Origin of the sequence: Xanthomonas albilineans (assembly GCF_002939705.1) — a bacterium.
Classification (GTDB): domain Bacteria; phylum Pseudomonadota; class Gammaproteobacteria; order Xanthomonadales; family Xanthomonadaceae; genus Xanthomonas_A; species Xanthomonas_A albilineans.
Genome location: NZ_MDCB01000006.1, coordinates 65,698 through 81,571, shown reverse-complemented (window position 1 = coordinate 81,571; position 15,874 = coordinate 65,698). Strand labels below are relative to the sequence as shown.

Here is a 15,874-nt window from a genome sequence, read left to right as displayed (position 1 = left end):
GACCTGGGCGCGCGCTGCCAATTGCCGCGTTCAGGTGAGTGATGGTGGGGAGGCGTCAAGCGGCCACCGATCACGTTGCCAACGCAGCGTGGTACGCGCGCTGACCTCCGCTCAGACGTGTACGCCGAACAGGTGCCCGATGGTGCCGGTGGTCAGCATTGCCAGCGTTCCCCAGAACACCACGCGTGCCGCGCCGCGCACCCCGGACGCGCCGCCGGCACGGGCGGCCAGCGCGCCGGTCAGCGAGAGACCGACCAGGGTCGCCGCGCCGGTCCCCCACAGTTGTTGCCCGGCCGGGGCCAGCCAGGCCGCTACGATCGGCAGCGCCGCGCCACTGCAAAACGCCGCCGCCGAGGCGGCCGACGCCTGCAATGGGCGTGCGCGCAGGATTTCGGTGATGCCGAGTTCGTCGCGCGCATGCGCGCCCAGCGCATCATGCAAGGTCAGTTGCTCGGCGACCTGGCGCGCCAGCGCCGGTTCCAGTCCGCGCTGGCGGTAGATCGCGGTGAGCTCTTCCAGTTCGCTCTGCGGATCTTCGTGCAGTTCGCGGCGTTCCTGGGCCAGATCGGCGTGTTCGGTGTCTGCCTGCGACTGCACCGAGACGTACTCGCCAGCAGCCATCGACATCGCGCCGGCGACCAGACCGGCGACGCCTGTGGTCAGCACGGTGGTGGCGGAGGCTCCGCTACTGGCGACGCCGACCAGCAGACCCGCCACGGAGAGAATGCCGTCGTTGGCGCCGAGCACGGCTGCGCGCAGCCAGCCGGCGCGGTCGGTGCGGTGTCGTTCGGAGTGGGTGGGGCGCATCGCGACGCCTGTGGCGAACCAAGTAAAGCGTCAGCCTAGCCGAGTCGGCAGCGTGGCGCGTGGCTGCGTCTCACTCTCGACGGCGCCGAGCGTGGTGCCTATGGAATGCTACGCTGCCGCCGGTCGCGATGTGGGCGCCACCGGCAGGCTATAGTGCCAGCCTTGCGATGGCGGCGGACGATCCCCACATTGCTTCCTCTTTCGCGCGAGTGCTGCCCTTGTCGAGCCCCAGCCACGTTGCCGAGACACCGATCACCGACCGCGCCGAACTGGTCCAAGTGCTCGTTTCCGGAGAAAAGCCCGAGGCGCAGTGGCGCATCGGCACCGAGCACGAGAAATTCGGTTTCCGTCTGGACGATCTGCGGCCGCCGACGTTCGACGGCGAGCGTGGGATCGAAGCCTTGTTGCTCGGCCTCACCCGGTTCGGCTGGGAGCCGGTGCGCGAAGCTGGGCACACCATCGCGCTGCTGCGCGATGGTGCCTCGGTGACGCTGGAGCCGGCCGGACAGTTGGAGTTGTCCGGCGCGCCGCTGCACACCATTCACGACACTTGCGTGGAAGTGGGTAGCCATCTCAACGAGGTCAAGCAAGTGGCCGATCAATTGGGCCTGGGCTTCCTCGGTATGGGTTTCCAGCCGAAATGGCGCCGCGATGAAATGCCATGGATGCCCAAGGGTCGCTACAAGATCATGCAGGCGTACATGCCCAAGGTCGGCACGCTTGGCCTGGACATGATGACCCGCACCTGCACCGTCCAGGTCAATCTGGACTATGCCAGCGAAGCGGACATGGTCAAGAAATTCCGTGTCTCGCTCGCGCTACAGCCGATTGCCACCGCGTTGTTCGCCGATTCCCCGTTCACCGAGGGCAAGCCCAACGGCTACCTCAGCTACCGTTCGTACATCTGGACCGATACCGACGCCGACCGCACCGGCATGCTCGATTTCGTCTTCGAGGATGGCTTCGGTTACGAGCGCTATGTCGATTATCTGCTGGATGTGCCGATGTATTTCTCCTATCGCGATGGCACCTATATCGATGCCAGCGGGCAGAGCTTTCGCGATTTTCTGCGGGGCGCGTTGCCGGCGCTGCCTGGCGCGTTGCCGACCCTGCGCGATTGGTCCGATCACATGACCACGGCTTTTCCGGAAGTGCGGTTGAAAAAATATCTGGAAATGCGTGGCGCCGACGCTGGACCGTGGGGACGGCTGTGCGCGCTGTCGGCGTTCTGGGTCGGCCTGCTGTACGACGACGCGGCGCTGGATGCGGCCTGGGATTTGGTCAAGGATTTCAGTCTGAGCGAACGCCATGCCCTGCGCGATGGCGTGCCGCGCCACGCACTGAAGTTGCCGTTCCGCAACGGCAGCGTGCGGGACTTGGCGACCGAAGCAGTGAAGATCGCCCTGGCCGGCCTGCGCCGCCGCGCGCGCTTGAACCGCGACGGCCAGGACGAATCGCGCTTTCTCGAACCCTTGGTGGAGATTCTGCACCAAGGCCAGACCGCCGCCGAGCGCAAGCTGGCGCTGTATCACGGCGCGTGGCACGGCGATATCGACCGGGTGTTCGGCGAGTTCGCGTACTGAGGCGTGCTCGTCGCCGAGCCGGACGCCGTGGCGGGCATGCGAGAGTGCCCGCGTTCGGTGGTGTCAGTGTTGAGGTCTGTTCGCGCTGTGCGGTTGAACGCTGGTCGCCCCACAGGACTGCATTGCCTTTTCGTCTTCCTGGTTTTCGATGCGGATCTTGCGCATCGAGGCGAGGGTGTGTTCGATGCCGAACAGGGTCAGCAGGCGGCAGGCCTGGCTGGCTGAAAGCTCCGCTTCGATATCGGCGTAAGTGAACGATGTTACGCCGGTTGCGTTGAAACGCAGCGACTGAATGAAACGCTTCCGCGAAGCAGGCGAAAGCAATGCAAGCGGGCTGGATGCATCCGCGCTCGCCAGGTAACGATCAAGTTGCTCGGCGGAACGAATGGGTGCCGTTGGCAACCGCGAAGCGTCTTGTGCATCGACGTGCTTTGCCGCTGCCGCTGGTGCTGCATTGGTCGGACGTGCCGTTGCGCAATCAAGAACTCCTGCCGACACCCAGGTCACCGCTGCCAGCAATGCTGCCAGCCTTTTCGACTCCGGTTTCATTGAGATCTCCTTGGGTGCTCTTTCCGAGCGGCGCGATGGGAGTATTCCATAAGCTTGCCAACGATGGATTTCAATTCTCAGTGATGGATGGTGGTCGACAGGGGGGGCGATGGGGGAGTTCTGAGTCTGTGTTGCCCTTCTCTTTTTTCTGCTTTGCGCCGCGTCGAGCAGGTGTTGACGTTGAGTCGGTATCGATGTAAAGAAATCGCAACGGTAAGCAGGAGCGAGGAGGTGGCGATCATCCATCGACCAGGATGATCTGAGTGTGGCAGTACACAAAATTTTTTTGATTCGAGCTTTGCTGAAGCTTCCGCTTTGGCTTGAGTCGAAAAAGTTCCAGTAGTAACGCAAGTACATTGCGGTTGAGAACGGCTCCGATTCATTCTGCCGAAGGTCTCACGGAGTACCTGGCCAAGGCCGATGCTTCCAGTCCGATCAATTTGCTTTCCCCCGCTGCAAGAAAACGGTTTGTCGAATCCTTGCGTTTCAACGTATCCGGTGTGACATCGTTTAGATACAGCGATATAGAGGCGGAGCTTTCGGCCAGTCAGGCGTATCGGCTACTGTCGCTGTTCGGGTTGGAAAGCAAGGTCTCCAGCATGCGCAAGATTCGCGTCGATTCCGAGGAAGACAGGGCCGTGAGTCGGGCCTATCCAGCGTCAGCCTTCATTCCTGGCAGGGGCCAAGACCCAGATCATGAGGATATGGATAAAACCTGTCGTCCCAATAATACTTGTGTAGAGAGCGCAGGCTCGATGTGCACGAGCGAGTGCTGATGCCATCTCTGCAACCAGTAGTGTTTTTCATTGGCGCTGGCTTGCTCGCCTTGGCAGCGCCTTTTGTCTGCGCGCAAGCGCGTGACCGTTCGCTCTACGATGCACTGGCTGACCTGAACGTTCAAGACCTGCCTGGCGCCCAGCGCGCGGAGGCAGTCGTTTCTCTGTACGAACGCATGGCCGGCACGGCCGATCCCTGCGCTGCCGCCAATTTGCCTTTTGACGAGGACGATCTATTTAGGGCGACGGTGCTCGCCGAGGGCTACTCGTTTGATCCCCGGCATGTGCATAAACTCGGCTGCCTCTATGCGCGCTTGCAGCGGCAGGGGCGCGCGACCCGCTGGCATGACATTTCCTATGCTGATGCTTTGGCTTCGATCAGCCAGTTCGACGCGGCAAATCGGATCCTGGCCGCGTTGCAGACGCGGCCTCTCGCAGCGTTGCCCACGCTTGCGTTCGAGCGACCCTTGGGTTCATCCCGGCGCGTGATAGACATCGTTTCGCCGACTCGGGCGGAGGTGCGTGCGTTCGCTTTGCACGATGACCGTCTGGCCATACTCGCGGTGGTCCATCCGGATTGCCATTTCGCGGCAAACGGGCTCAACGAAATCGTGACCAGTGAGGACGACCGCTGGCTGCGCGAGCGGCTGGTGCTGCTGGTTGCGCCGGGCACCAACCCACCCATCGACGGCATCGTGCAATGGAATCGCCGCCAGCCCAGGCTGCCGATGCACCTGATGTATCGGCGCAGCGACTGGGCTTTCCTGCACAGCATCGGTACGCCGACGTTCTATCTGGTGCGTGGCACCACCATCCTCGATACGTTCGCTGGCTGGCCCAATCCCGATGGACTGGCCAGGATGAAGGCGGTGCTGCAACGGGAAAGCGCGGCAGAACACGTCAGTCAGCAACGACGCTAGACGGGCCAGCCTCGTTCGTCTTGCGTGCGGATTCATGCGCTCGCCTGGCAAGGCAGTCTCACGCACACCCGCAAGCCGCCCTCGGCACGGTTGCTCAGGTCGATTTCCCCGCCGTGCGCAAGCACCGTGCTGTGCGCCACCGATAGGCCCAGGCCGATGCCGCCGGTGTCGCGGTTGCGCGAATTTTCACCACGGAAGAACGGCAGAAACAGCTTTTCGCGCTGACTAGGGTTGATGCCGGGGCCGTCGTCGTCGATCCACAGCACGCACTCGGTGGCTTCGCGCCGCAGGTGCAGGCGCGCGCATTTGCCGTATTTCAACGCGTTCTGCACCAGGTTCATCACCATGCGTCGCAGCGATAGCGGATCGCCATCGAGGGTGATGGCCTGGCCGGCGCGCAGGGTCACGTCGGCGCCGGTATCGCTGGCATCGTCCACCACGCTCTCTACGAGGAGGCGGAAGTCCAACGGAGAGCGTGGGGTGCGTTGGCTGTCGTTATGGATGAAGTTCAGTGCGGCGGAAATCATCGCTTTCATCTCCTCGATGTCGGCCATGGTTTTGTCGCGCAACGGTGGCTGTAGGCTCTCCAGACGGAACGCTAGGCGTGCCAGCGGTGTGCGCAGGTCGTGGGCGATCGCGGCGACCATGTGCGTGCGTTCGTTGATGAGGCGGTTCAGACGCGCCTGCATCGCGTTGAACGAATCGGCGGCTTGCACGATTTCGCTGGGTCCGCTGCGCTTTAGCGGCTGTGCGTTGGGATTGCGGCCGAGGCGGTCGGCGGCTTCGGCAAAGCGCCTGATCGGCGCCGATAGTGCCCGCGAGAACCACCAGGCCAGCGGTAGCATCGCCACCATGCCGGCCAAGAGCAGTACCACCACCTTGGTCTTGAATTCGGCGGAAAAGCGCCGCGGCGGCGACATCACGCTGCGCCAACTGCCATCGGGTTGGTGCAGCGCGGCGGTGAAGCCATCCAGCAGCGGCACCGCTGGGGCGAAGCCATGCTGGCGCCAGCCCATGGCGCGCATCGTCGCTTCGAAGGCGTTGGTGCGGGTCGCATCCCCCGACACGGGGTGCGGTGGTGGTGGGGCGATAGCAATGTGCGAGGAGGACGTGTCGGCTGCTTGGTTGGATGGCGCAGAGGCGGGTTGTGACGGCGGTGGCTCCCCCAGCCGGAAGCGCAGGCGGTCGAGTCGACCGTCGCTGTTGCGGTAGAACCGTACCTCTTCCGGCTCCACTTCCAGCCAATGCGCCATCAGGCGTTCGGCCATGCGATCGCGGACCTGGTCCGGGGCCGGCAATGGCGCATTGGCAGAGTCCTGAACTTTCAGCGTCTGCGTGCCGGCCGGCATCCGGGTGCTGAGCAGGGCGATCACTTCCGGCGGATGCACCGGCATCTCGTAGGCCGGCGTGCGCAGGACCAGGGCGATGCCGATCAGTTGCGCGGCGAGCAACGCCACGACGAGCAACAGGAAGGTGCGTGCGAAGATCGGCAAGCCGCGCTTGGGGGCGCTCACAGGCGGGCGACGCTCGGCAGCAGCATGTAGCCTTCGTTGCGCACGGTACGGATCAATTCGGTCTGCACGCGTTCGTTGATCTTGCGGCGTAGGCGGCTGATCTGGCTGTCGATGGCGCGATCGTAGACCTCGGTGTCGCGCCCGCGCGCGTAGTCGAGCAATTGATCGCGGCTGAGGACGCGTTGAGGGTGCTCGACGAAGGTGCGTAGCAGTGCGAACTCGCCGTCGGAGAGATTGATGAAGATGCCGGTGGGGTCGCGTAGATCGCGACGCATCACGTCCAGCCGCCAGCCAGCGAATTCGTAGACATTGCCGCGCGCTTCCGGTGGCAGCGTCGCGGCCTGACTGCGGCGCAGTAGCGCACGCACGCGCGCCAGCAGTTCGCGTGGATTGCAGGGTTTGGCCAGGTAATCGTCGGCGCCCACTTCCAGGCCGATGATGCGGTCGGTGTCGCTGCCCAGTGCGCTGAGCATGATGACGGCAGGGGCGCCGCGCTCGCTGGCGAGTTGGCGCGCCGCGCTGAGCCCGTCTTCGCCGGGCATCATCACGTCCAGGACGATCAGGTCAGGCTGCCGTTCGGCCATCAATTGGCGCATTTGCGCCACTGTTTCGGCGGATTCCACCTGATAGCCGTGCTCGCTCAGGAACTCGCTGATGAGTCGGCGTAGATCCGGATCGTCGTCGACGACCAGGATGAAGGATTTCATGTCCACGATCTTGAGGGAGTGACCAAAAGGGATTTAGCCAGTCTAGACCGGGTGACGGCGGCCTGGAACTGGTGCGGCCCCAGTGCCTGTTCACCGATATCCGGCCAGCACATGGTTGCTCCATGATCATAGGCAACAGTGGCGACGGCTTTATGGCAACTTGTTGCCTGTTGTTGAGATCTTCTTGTATGTATCAGCATCGGTGTATGCCGAATCGGCGCGTTACGCTGGTGAAGCTGGTCGACATGGCGTGGACACGGTTCGCCGTTCCTTTTTGCTGGTCGCGCAGATACTATCCCCAGTATCGTTTCAGAGTCGAACTGCATGCCCCACGCCCGGCACTGGAAGAAGTGCGTTCTGGCCCGCATCCGCCGTCTGCGCGGGCAGACAGAGGTGTTGGAGCGGGCGTTGCAAGGTGGTTCGGATTGCGGATTGCGGACCTTGCAGCAGCAGATCGCTGCGTGGTGCGGTCAACGGCCTGATGGCAAAGCATGTGCGTGAGCAATTCGGCTATCCCGCGTGCGCGGATGTCAAGCAGCGTGCCGCGCGTGTACGCCAGATGCACCTGCTGATCCGCCCGTATCTCAATTCATCGCCGTCATCCCAGGTCTCATTGCCTCCGTCTTTCAGCCAGGAGAACGCCCATGAAATCCCGTGCCGCCGTCGCCTTCGCAGCAGGTCAGCCGCTGCAAATCGTGGAGATCGACGTCGCGCCGCCGCGCCAGGGTGAAGTGCTGGTCAGGATCACCCACACCGGCGTTTGCCATACCGATGCATTCACGCTGTCCGGCGACGATCCGGAAGGCATCTTTCCGGCGGTGCTGGGCCATGAAGGCGGTGGCATCGTCGTCGCGGTGGGCGACGGCGTGACCAGCGTGAAGGTGGGCGACCATGTGATTCCGCTGTACACGGCCGAGTGCCGCGCGTGCAAATTCTGCCTGTCGGGCAAAACCAACCTATGCCAAGCGGTGCGTGTCACTCAGGGGAAAGGCTTGATGCCTGATGGCACCACGCGCTTTTCTTATAACGGCCAACCGATCTACCACTACATGGGCTGCAGCACCTTCAGCGAGTACACGGTGGTGCCGGAGATCTCTTTGGCCGTGGTCGATCCCGCCGCGCCGCTGGAGAAGGTGTGCCTGCTCGGTTGCGGCGTCACCACCGGTATCGGCGCGGTGCACAACACCGCCAAGGTCAAGCCGGGCGATTCGGTGGCGGTGTTCGGTTTGGGCGGCATCGGTCTGGCGGTGATCCAGGGCGCGGTGCAGGCCAAGGCCGGGCGCATTCTTGCCATCGACACCAATCCGGATAAATTCGCATTGGCGCGGCGCATGGGCGCCACCGATTGTATTAACCCGAAGGACCATACCAGGCAGATTCAAGAGGTCATCGTCGAGATGACCGATGGCGGGGTGGATTTCAGTTTCGAGTGCATCGGCAATGTGCAGGTGATGCGCGCGGCCCTGGAGTGCTGCCACAAGGGATGGGGCGAGAGCGTCATCATCGGCGTGGCCGGCGCCGGTCAGGAAATCCGTACGCGTCCGTTTCAGTTGGTCACTGGCCGGGTGTGGCGCGGCAGCGCGTTCGGTGGGGTCAAGGGCCGCACGCAGTTGCCGCGCATGGTCGAGCAGGTGATGCGCGGCGAAATCGACCTGGATCCGTTCATTACCCACACCTTGCCGTTGGACGAGATCAACGAAGCGTTTCACCTGATGCATGAAGGCAAGTCGATCCGTACCGTCATCCATTTCTGATCGTCGGGTCGGTGTGTTGCGCGGCGGTGTCCTGCACGCACCGCAGGGCACGCGGGCCGTTCCCAAACCACGAGGAACTTTCATGGAACGCATCGAACATCATGCCTGTCACGGTGGTTGGCAGGACGTCTATTGTCACCACTCGACGGTCCTCGGCTGCACGATGCATGTCGCGGTGTATCTGCCGCCGCAGGCAGAGCACGCAGAATTGCCGGTGCTTTACTGGCTCAGTGGACTGACCTGCACCGAGCAAAACTTCATCATCAAGTGCGGTGCGCAGCGCTATGCCGCCGAGCATGGGGTGATCCTGGTCGCGCCCGACACCAGTCCGCGCGGCGATGACGTGGCCGATGCCGATGGCTACGATCTGGGCATCGGCGCCGGTTTCTACGTCAACGCCACGCGCGCGCCGTGGGCCGCGCATTACCGCATGTACGACTACGTGGTGCAGGAACTGCCGGCATTGGTCGAAGCGCAGTTCCCGCACAACGGTCGCCGTGCGATCAGCGGTCATTCAATGGGAGGGCATGGCGCACTGGTGGTCGCGCTGAAGAACCCAGGTCGCTTCCGCAGCGTGTCGGCGTTCGCGCCGATCGTGGCGCCGGCGCAGGTGCCCTGGGGCGAGAAAGCCTTCACCGCGTATTTGGGCGAGGATCGCGCGCAGTGGCTGGCGTATGACGCTAGTGCACTGATCTGCACGGCCCACGAGCGCCTGCCGATGCTGATCGACCAGGGCGGTGACGACGCGTTCCTGGAGGCGCAACTGCGACCGCAGCTATTGCAGGATGCCGCCGATGCCGCTGGCTATCCGCTGACCCTGCGTCTGCAGCCTGGTTACGACCATAGTTATTACTTCGTCGGCAGCTTCATCGGCGAGCACATCGCCTTCCACGCACGCGCGCTGCGCGACTGAGCGCAGCGCGGGATGTAGGGGCTGGTTGCGGTGTGCGGTCAGCCTTGGATGGGTGCAGGGAGATCGCCACGCTCGGACATCGACTGCGGGCTGTGCCACGCACATCGTGCTGACTGTCGCTTGACAGGTAGGGCGACAATGTCGCGTCGTTTCAGCGCACGTCGTGCAGTTCCCAGAAGCTGCCAGCGAGCAAACGCATGCGCTGCCTCAGAATGTCGCCGGGGATGCTGGTGGTGACAGACAGGTCGATGCGCAGGTCGTTCTGCTTGCCGATGACGCGTGCATCGGGGTCGGTGATGCTCAAGGCCGGATCCGCCTCGTCCGGATCAGGCTGCAACGCGCGCCAACGCTCGCACCAGCCTGGGTCGCGCAGCGCGGTTTGCAACTGTTCGGCGAAGGCGTCGGCACCATGGGCAGTGAAACTCAGCGACGGGTGGCTGCCGCGGGCACGGGAGGGATCGGGCAGGCTGATCGAATAGGTGACGGCCATTGAGTTTTTTCCGTGATGCGGGGCGATGCAGCCTAGCAGAGTCAGAGCAGCATCCGGCGCGCCATAGCGCAGCCGTCACGCGAAAGCCCATCGACAATCTTATATCGACGGTGCATGTGTATATGGCAGTGGTTAGCCAGGTAGACAACGCGGGTTATCGGATGTCGCCAATGGGCTGTATGTGGGCGTTTGCGCACACTTGATACTGCTCCGACCTAACACTATTGCCATTCGTGCGTGAGGGCAGATGTTCTTTTCATAGCTCATGCTGGGGACATCTTGTTAGCGTGAGTTAAGGCAGCACATTGCTGTTCCTCTCAGGAAAATTCCGATGCACAACATCAATATGGTTGCGGGTGTCTCACTTGCCCCGCGTACGACACGCCGTTCTCTGCAGACACTGCTCGCGCTGGCGTGTCTGGCCGCCGCGCCACTGGTAATGGCGGGCCCGAACAAGGTCTATGGGAGCCATTACGCCTGGGTCAACGACTTCGGCGATCCGAACCACGGCATGCATGGCACGTTCGGCACCGGCAGCACGCCGGAGTTGAATGTGTCCTTCAACTACCCCAACAACGACCTGCATGGTTATCCAGCGATCCTGCGCGGCTTCCACTACGGCTGGAATCCGACCGGCGATACCTTGTTCCCGGCCCAGGTATCTTCGCTGACGTCGATCCCGGTCCAGTTCTCCTACACTGCTGGCGGCACTGACATGCACGGCGACTTCGCCTACGACATATTCTTCCGCCGCGATACCAACAAGGACGTGCCACAACTGGAATTAATGATCTGGGGTGGAAACAATTCCTATCCGGTGGGCCAGCCCACCGCCACCAACGTGATCACCGCTGGCGGCTATACCTTCGACTTGTGGGAGGGGGATAACAGTGGCGCCGGCTATTACGTGTATACCTTCATCCCGCACGGCACGGCCGGTCAGGCCAATCTGCCGACCAGCGGCAGCCTCAATGTCGACGTCAAGCAATTCCTCAACTGGTTGCAGGCTAACCGCAGCCAGGACGGTCGCTACAGCGACTCGCTCTACCTGCATGTCATCGAAACCGGCTTCGAGGTGGTGCGCGGCAACGGTTGGATCGACATCACGGCGAACATTAACGCGCAGAGTGGCGGCGGCTCGACGGGCGGTGGCGGTTCCACTGGTGGCGGCGGCTCGACGGGCGGTGGCGGTTCCACTGGTGGCGGCGGCTCGACGGGCGGTGGCGGTTCCACTGGTGGAGGCGGCTCGACGGGCGGTGGCGGTTCCACTGGTGGAGGTGGCTCGACGGGCGGTGGCGGTTCCACTGGCGGAGGTGGCTCGACGGGCGGTGGCGGTTCCACTGGCGGAGGCGGCTCGACGGGCGGCGGCGGTGGCTCCACCAGCAATCCCTTCGACGTCCAGTCCACCGTCACTAGCGACTGGGGTCAAGGCTATTGCGAAAACATATCGGTGACCAACAAAAGGGGCAGCACCAAAGCCCAGTGGAACATCACTGTGCCGATTCTCGGCAAGGTCAGCAGTAGCAATATCAATCTGTGGAGTGGCATTTGGACGCCCAATACCGATGCCTCCGGCTCCGTTCAATCCATCCAAGTCAGTGGCATGGATTGGAACCGTTACCTGGACCCTCAGCAAACTGCCACACTTGGCTTCTGCGCCACGCGTTCGAATAATCCCTCGCAACATTGATCTAGCGAGGTCATGCAAGGCCGTCACCACGCATCGCGTGGTGGCCGCGAACGGCAGCGTCTTGCGACGCTGTCGTTCGTGTTCGTGCTTCGGAGCCCAGTAACGGGGATCGCATCGCCCTACGTTGCAGGCGCCAATCATTCAAGATTAGCGCCGACGCGAGACTGCCCTGCTGCCACGTCATGCCGACAGGAAGCGCCAGCACCTACTCCAACAAATGTACGGCAAGCCGACGCGAACACCGCCGACATCGTCCGTCCGCCATCCAGGTGAACCGCTAGGCTGCGGGCATGAGCGCAACGCTAATTTCATCCCATTGTACGTGTGCGCGCTGATGGTATCGGACATACGCACCCTGGCCGAGGAAAGCTTGGGCAACTATCTCGTGTCGGCACTCGGTGCAGCAAGCTGCATACGATCAGCATGAATGCGGTAAGTGAGTAACACCCCGCCCATGGTGCAAATACAGACGCTGACGCAAGCGGTAGACCTGATCGACAGCCATGCTGCGGGTCTTGCGTAGACATCGTCAGCGGCGAAGCAGTATCAGTGCGAGCATCATGGGGTTATTCGAGGTGCCTGGTAAAAACTCCAGCACAAAAGCGCGGGATTGGCGCGGTTTAGCGCCAGATTGCAAGGACGTTCCCGCGTCCTTGCAATCTTTATGGCTCACGATCAGCTTATGGCACGATCAACTGCACGCTGTCGAAGACGACAGCCGGGCCTAGGAAGCCGTTGTCCGGCGAACCCGAGACGACGTCGATGTCCACCCAATTTAGACCGGCCTGCAAGGCCGTAGCCGGGATGTCGACAAGGTACACGGTGTTGTTACCACGATAGGTGCCGCGGGTGATGCCACGACTGTTCGGCTGATCGGGCCGTGGTGGCATCGGGCCAGTCCATTGATCGTTGACGCTCACTTGTGGGCGCGCGCTGGCCTGTGTCAGTGGGACGAACATGCGCAAGCGATAGTCGCGGACTTGGTCGGCGCCGAGGACGAATTCAATGCGCGTGGGGGCGTTGACGCCGTGCCACTGTACTGCCGGGAAATCCTCCAGAGCGTTGGTTCCCACGCGGTAGGTCAGCGGCCCCCAGGACGCCATGCGCTGGTCGGACGGATGCATCGTTGGCAACAGACTGGCGTTGCGGAAAGCGCCGGGCGTACCATCGGGCAGGCCGATCTGCCACTGCACCTGGCCCTGAAGCGGCACCGCCTGCAATGTCGCCTGCGCGGTGCTGCCTGCAGCGACCTCAAGCGTGTCGTGCGCGACGTCAAGCTCGTTTTGGTAAAGCGTGATGCGATAGTGTCCAGGACATACGCCGGCAATCTTGAATTGACCTGTGGAGTCCGCGCTTGCCCAGTACTGCGCATGGTCGTTGCTCAGGCCAACCACTGCCGGTTGCCCGTCCGCAACGCCCGAGGCCTGACCAGATACCGTGCCGCGGCCGGTGCTGTCCAGGAAGCCTTTTAGTTTCAGCGTCGCGTCGACGAAGCTCAGATCGGTCGCCGCGGCAGGCGCTGCGCCACCGTCGGTGAACAGCAGGGCATACACGCCATGCAGACCGCCGCGATAGGACTCGGTCTGGGTGTGGTTGGAAAACATATAGTTGTACAACTCGTGGGTCACGACGGTCTTTTGTGTGGCGATGTCTTTGAAGAATGGGCCGCCGGAGCTGTATTCGCGATTGCCCATCCACATGCGAACGGCCACGTTCGTACCGCTCACGCCATGGATGCTGTCCTCGATTGCACGCCGCGCCGAATAGAACTTGGAACTGGTGCGGCCGTCTGGAAGCAAAAACACGTCCTGGGCTTCGATCGCGGTGCCGACGTTGGAATCCGGTTCGTGGTCGGCGTTCGGCAGAATGTTGACATTGAGCCGGGTGACGAAGCGCAATTCGCCGATCGGCAGTAGGGTCGGCGCATAGGTCGCCATGTAGATCGCATTGCGGCCTTTGTGCGCCATGTAGTAATGGATCAGGTCGCCGGCCTGTGCCGAGATCACGATGGTGTCGCCCACGGTGCGTGCCGCCACGGTCGCCGTGCCGAGTCCTGAGGCGATCTGCGAACCCTTGGCCTCGGTGCTCTGCAACTCGGTGCCGCGATAGCGCATCGACACCAAGTCGCCATTACTGTCATCCACGCTGAACACCAGGTTGGCACCGCTATCGACGACGAAGCGCCCACCGCTGTGGCTTAGGCCGAAGGTTCCATTCTGGGCGGCGGCTGGCAGTGCACCGCCAACTGCGATACAACACAAGATCAGGGGGAAGAAGGTACGCACGTAAGTATTTCTCATGGGATTTAGGCCGTAAAATTAATCTACAGAATGAGGTGTGGATATCGCCTTGACATCGATATGTCCTGCTTCAGGTGGACGTCGCCATGCGGTCCATCCCCTCTCCCCGGCAGTGTCGGGGCCTATGGTGACCTGCCGTGCACTGTATTGCGACGCCGGATCTGCTATCCAACCCCATTGAAGCCAGAGAGACGCCGCGATGAGCGAGATCACCCCGCAGGCTATCGTGGATTTCTGGCGCAGTGCTGGCCGCGAGCGCTGGTTTGCCGTCAACGAATCCTTCGATGCCAATGTCCGCCAACACTTGCTGGATGCGCACCATGCTGTCGCGCGTGGCGAATACGCGGCGTGGATGGGTGATGCCGAAGGTGCACTGGCGCTGTTGCTGTTGCTCGATCAAGTGCCGCGCAACGTGTTTCGTGGCAGTGCGCATGCCTACGCCACCGACGGGCTTGCCTGCCATTACGCGGATCAAGCGCTGGCAGACGGGTTCGACCGGCAGATGGATGCGACGTTGCGGATGTTCTTTTATCTGCCTTACACCCATGCCGAGGATGTCGCCTTGCAACGCCAGGCGGTGGAATTGTTCAGCGCGCTTGGCGATGCCCAGGCGCTGAAATGGGCGGTGATGCATGAAGATGTGATCCAGCGTTTCGGTCGTTTCCCGCATCGCAATGCGGCGTTGGGGCGGAAAACCACGCAGGAGGAGGGCGATTTCCTGCAGGTCGACGCTGGCACCGGGTGAGCTGCTAGGCGCATTGGCGCATCGAAGGCAACCGTCGTGCGCCTTCAACTGCCCGATGGCAATGCACGCGAGGCATTGCCGACAGTTGCCCGATCGGCTGACGAGTGGCTGCCCGAGCGCATGACCTTATTTGCCCGTTGCGTTGATCGTGGCCCCGTGCGAAACCGGCTCAATACTTCGGTACGCTGCCATCCACTTGGTCGGTCCAGGCGTCGATGCCGCCGACCACGTTATGTACCCGGGTGAAACCGAGCGTGCGGAAGTGTTCGGCTGCCTGTGTGCTGCGTCCGCCGCGATGGCACAAGAACGCTAGGGCGGTGTCCTTCGGCAGTGCTTCCAATTGCGCACGCTGCTCGCCGTCCAGGGAGCGGAATGCCACGTTCACAGCAGCGACCGCGCGCTCCTCCGGCGGTCGCACGTCCACCAGGATCAGGTTGCCGGCGCGGATCTGGTCGTCGGCGTCGCGCGGGCTGATGTCCTGTACCGGCTTGGGAGCGTTGGGGTTGTCGATTGCCAGGCCGCGCCCGCGCAGGTCGTCCACCCAGTCGATGGTGATGCCGTCGGCGCGGCGCGCGCTGCCCAGGTCGAACTGCACGCGCAGGCCGTTGGATTCGGCGGCAATGGCATTGGAATCGGTCGGCGCAAGCTGGAAGTTCGGCTGGAACTGCGCATCGATCGCCAATGCCAGGCTGGCGCCCGGGGCGTCGGCCAGCGCGCCGCGCAGCATGTCGGCGGCAGCGTCGGTGATGGTGATCGTCGGTGGCGTGCGATCCGGGGCGGGCACGCCCAGCAACTCGCTCAGTTCGCCATTGCCGGCCATTTGCAAAATGATGTCGCTGCCCCCGATCAACTCGCCGTCCACGTACAACTGCGGGATCGTCGGCCAGTCGCCGTAGACCTTGATGCCCTCGCGGATGTCCTGATCGGCCAGCACGTTGACGTGGGCGAAGTCGACGCCGAGGTCGTTCAACGCGCCCACCGCTTTGGCGGAAAACCCGCACTGCGGCATGCCCGGTTGACCTTTCATGAACAGCACGACGCGGTTGGAGTTAAGCAGCGTTTCGATGCGGGAGCGCAGGGCGGGGTCGAGGGACATGGCAGGCATTCGGTCGCGGAGTCGGGCTGG

The 15,874-nt window shown here is 62.8% G+C and carries 14 protein-coding genes and 2 pseudogenes; 9 read left to right on the top strand and 7 right to left on the bottom strand.

Going from position 1 to position 15,874, the window contains the following annotated elements; all coding sequences use genetic code 11:
* Positions 1-111 precede the first annotated feature (111 nt).
* Positions 112-807 carry a VIT1/CCC1 transporter family protein gene (locus XalbCFBP2523_RS07475; protein WP_045765416.1) on the bottom strand — a complete coding sequence of 232 codons (696 nt, stop codon included), beginning with the start codon at positions 805-807 and terminating at the stop codon, positions 112-114.
* Between the two features lie 218 nt (positions 808-1,025).
* On the opposite strand from XalbCFBP2523_RS07475, the gene XalbCFBP2523_RS07470 reads away from it, so the two are divergent.
* Positions 1,026-2,390, top strand: coding sequence for a glutamate--cysteine ligase (locus XalbCFBP2523_RS07470; RefSeq protein WP_045766644.1), 1,365 nt, complete (start codon positions 1,026-1,028; stop codon positions 2,388-2,390).
* Positions 2,391-2,453: 63 nt separating this feature from the next.
* Here XalbCFBP2523_RS07470 and XalbCFBP2523_RS07465 read toward each other — a convergent pair whose 3' ends face one another.
* Complete coding sequence (locus XalbCFBP2523_RS07465) at positions 2,454-2,939, bottom strand: hypothetical protein (RefSeq protein ID WP_045765417.1); 486 nt, start codon at positions 2,937-2,939, stop codon at positions 2,454-2,456.
* 320 nt (positions 2,940-3,259) lie between these two features.
* Here XalbCFBP2523_RS07465 and XalbCFBP2523_RS17100 point away from each other — a divergent pair, with 320 nt between their 5' ends.
* Both XalbCFBP2523_RS17100 and XalbCFBP2523_RS07455 read left to right on the top strand, forming a co-directional pair.
* The gene (locus XalbCFBP2523_RS17100; protein WP_080928053.1) at positions 3,260-3,715 is read left to right on the top strand and encodes a hypothetical protein; all 456 of its coding nucleotides are present in this window, start codon (positions 3,260-3,262) and stop codon (positions 3,713-3,715) included.
* Positions 3,715-4,635, top strand: coding sequence for a hypothetical protein (locus tag XalbCFBP2523_RS07455; protein WP_045765418.1), 921 nt, complete (start codon positions 3,715-3,717; stop codon positions 4,633-4,635). The genes XalbCFBP2523_RS17100 and XalbCFBP2523_RS07455 overlap by 1 nt, the downstream gene beginning before the upstream one ends.
* 32 nt (positions 4,636-4,667) lie before the next feature.
* On the opposite strand, the gene XalbCFBP2523_RS07450 is transcribed toward XalbCFBP2523_RS07455, so the two are convergent.
* Positions 4,668-6,149: an ATP-binding protein gene (locus XalbCFBP2523_RS07450; RefSeq protein WP_045765419.1), complete on the bottom strand. Its 1,482-nt coding sequence runs from the start codon at positions 6,147-6,149 to the stop codon at positions 4,668-4,670.
* Positions 6,146-6,856: a response regulator gene (locus XalbCFBP2523_RS07445; RefSeq protein ID WP_080928054.1), complete on the bottom strand. Its 711-nt coding sequence runs from the start codon at positions 6,854-6,856 to the stop codon at positions 6,146-6,148. The genes XalbCFBP2523_RS07450 and XalbCFBP2523_RS07445 overlap by 4 nt, the downstream gene beginning before the upstream one ends.
* A gap of 324 nt (positions 6,857-7,180) precedes the next feature.
* On the opposite strand from XalbCFBP2523_RS07445, the pseudogene XalbCFBP2523_RS17095 reads away from it, so the two are divergent.
* The 3 genes and pseudogenes from XalbCFBP2523_RS17095 to fghA all read left to right on the top strand — a co-directional run.
* Positions 7,181-7,442 (top strand): annotated as a pseudogene (locus XalbCFBP2523_RS17095) (metal-sensing transcriptional repressor); the annotation flags it as partial.
* A gap of 58 nt (positions 7,443-7,500) precedes the next feature.
* Positions 7,501-8,610, top strand: coding sequence for an S-(hydroxymethyl)glutathione dehydrogenase/class III alcohol dehydrogenase (locus tag XalbCFBP2523_RS07435; RefSeq protein ID WP_045765421.1), 1,110 nt, complete (start codon positions 7,501-7,503; stop codon positions 8,608-8,610).
* A gap of 82 nt (positions 8,611-8,692) precedes the next feature.
* Complete coding sequence (fghA, locus tag XalbCFBP2523_RS07430; protein ID WP_012915391.1) at positions 8,693-9,523, top strand: S-formylglutathione hydrolase; 831 nt, start codon at positions 8,693-8,695, stop codon at positions 9,521-9,523.
* A gap of 151 nt (positions 9,524-9,674) precedes the next feature.
* Here the strand turns inward: fghA and XalbCFBP2523_RS07425 are convergent, their stop codons facing one another.
* Positions 9,675-10,013, bottom strand: a complete 339-nt coding sequence (locus XalbCFBP2523_RS07425; RefSeq protein ID WP_012915392.1) for a hypothetical protein — start codon at positions 10,011-10,013, stop codon at positions 9,675-9,677.
* 331 nt (positions 10,014-10,344) lie between these two features.
* Between XalbCFBP2523_RS07425 and XalbCFBP2523_RS17090 the strand changes: the two are divergent.
* Both XalbCFBP2523_RS17090 and XalbCFBP2523_RS17335 read left to right on the top strand, forming a co-directional pair.
* Positions 10,345-11,139, top strand: a pseudogene (locus tag XalbCFBP2523_RS17090) (GH12 family glycosyl hydrolase domain-containing protein); the annotation flags it as partial.
* Positions 11,116-11,703: a cellulose binding domain-containing protein gene (locus tag XalbCFBP2523_RS17335; protein ID WP_282956814.1), complete on the top strand. Its 588-nt coding sequence runs from the start codon at positions 11,116-11,118 to the stop codon at positions 11,701-11,703. The pseudogene XalbCFBP2523_RS17090 and the gene XalbCFBP2523_RS17335, both read left to right, overlap by 24 nt.
* 680 nt (positions 11,704-12,383) lie before the next feature.
* Here XalbCFBP2523_RS17335 and XalbCFBP2523_RS07415 read toward each other — a convergent pair.
* Positions 12,384-14,003, bottom strand: coding sequence for a rhamnogalacturonan lyase B N-terminal domain-containing protein (locus tag XalbCFBP2523_RS07415; RefSeq protein ID WP_045765422.1), 1,620 nt, complete (start codon positions 14,001-14,003; stop codon positions 12,384-12,386).
* 199 nt (positions 14,004-14,202) lie between these two features.
* Here XalbCFBP2523_RS07415 and XalbCFBP2523_RS07410 point away from each other — a divergent pair, with 199 nt between their 5' ends.
* Complete coding sequence (locus tag XalbCFBP2523_RS07410; protein ID WP_045765423.1) at positions 14,203-14,748, top strand: DUF924 family protein; 546 nt, start codon at positions 14,203-14,205, stop codon at positions 14,746-14,748.
* Positions 14,749-14,917: 169 nt separating this feature from the next.
* Here the strand turns inward: XalbCFBP2523_RS07410 and grxD are convergent, their stop codons facing one another.
* On the bottom strand, positions 14,918-15,844 hold the full coding sequence (gene grxD, locus XalbCFBP2523_RS07405; RefSeq protein ID WP_045766646.1) for a Grx4 family monothiol glutaredoxin: 927 nt from the start codon (positions 15,842-15,844) through the stop codon (positions 14,918-14,920).
* Positions 15,845-15,874: the final 30 nt, after the last annotated feature.

What these genes read in the sequence shown, in the direction of transcription:
- XalbCFBP2523_RS07475 (WP_045765416.1), bottom strand. Translation starts at nt 807, where the DNA reads ATGCGCCCCACCCACTCCGAACGACACCGCACCGACCGCGCCGGCTGG.
- XalbCFBP2523_RS07465 (WP_045765417.1), bottom strand. Translation starts at nt 2,939, where the DNA reads ATGAAACCGGAGTCGAAAAGGCTGGCAGCATTGCTGGCAGCGGTGACC.
- XalbCFBP2523_RS07455 (WP_045765418.1), top strand. Translation starts at nt 3,715, where the DNA reads ATGCCATCTCTGCAACCAGTAGTGTTTTTCATTGGCGCTGGCTTGCTC.
- XalbCFBP2523_RS07445 (WP_080928054.1), bottom strand. Translation starts at nt 6,856, where the DNA reads ATGAAATCCTTCATCCTGGTCGTCGACGACGATCCGGATCTACGCCGA.
- XalbCFBP2523_RS07435 (WP_045765421.1), top strand. Translation starts at nt 7,501, where the DNA reads ATGAAATCCCGTGCCGCCGTCGCCTTCGCAGCAGGTCAGCCGCTGCAA.
- fghA (WP_012915391.1), top strand. Translation starts at nt 8,693, where the DNA reads ATGGAACGCATCGAACATCATGCCTGTCACGGTGGTTGGCAGGACGTC.
- XalbCFBP2523_RS07425 (WP_012915392.1), bottom strand. Translation starts at nt 10,013, where the DNA reads ATGGCCGTCACCTATTCGATCAGCCTGCCCGATCCCTCCCGTGCCCGC.
- XalbCFBP2523_RS07415 (WP_045765422.1), bottom strand. Translation starts at nt 14,003, where the DNA reads ATGAGAAATACTTACGTGCGTACCTTCTTCCCCCTGATCTTGTGTTGT.
- XalbCFBP2523_RS07410 (WP_045765423.1), top strand. Translation starts at nt 14,203, where the DNA reads ATGAGCGAGATCACCCCGCAGGCTATCGTGGATTTCTGGCGCAGTGCT.
- grxD (WP_045766646.1), bottom strand. Translation starts at nt 15,844, where the DNA reads ATGTCCCTCGACCCCGCCCTGCGCTCCCGCATCGAAACGCTGCTTAAC.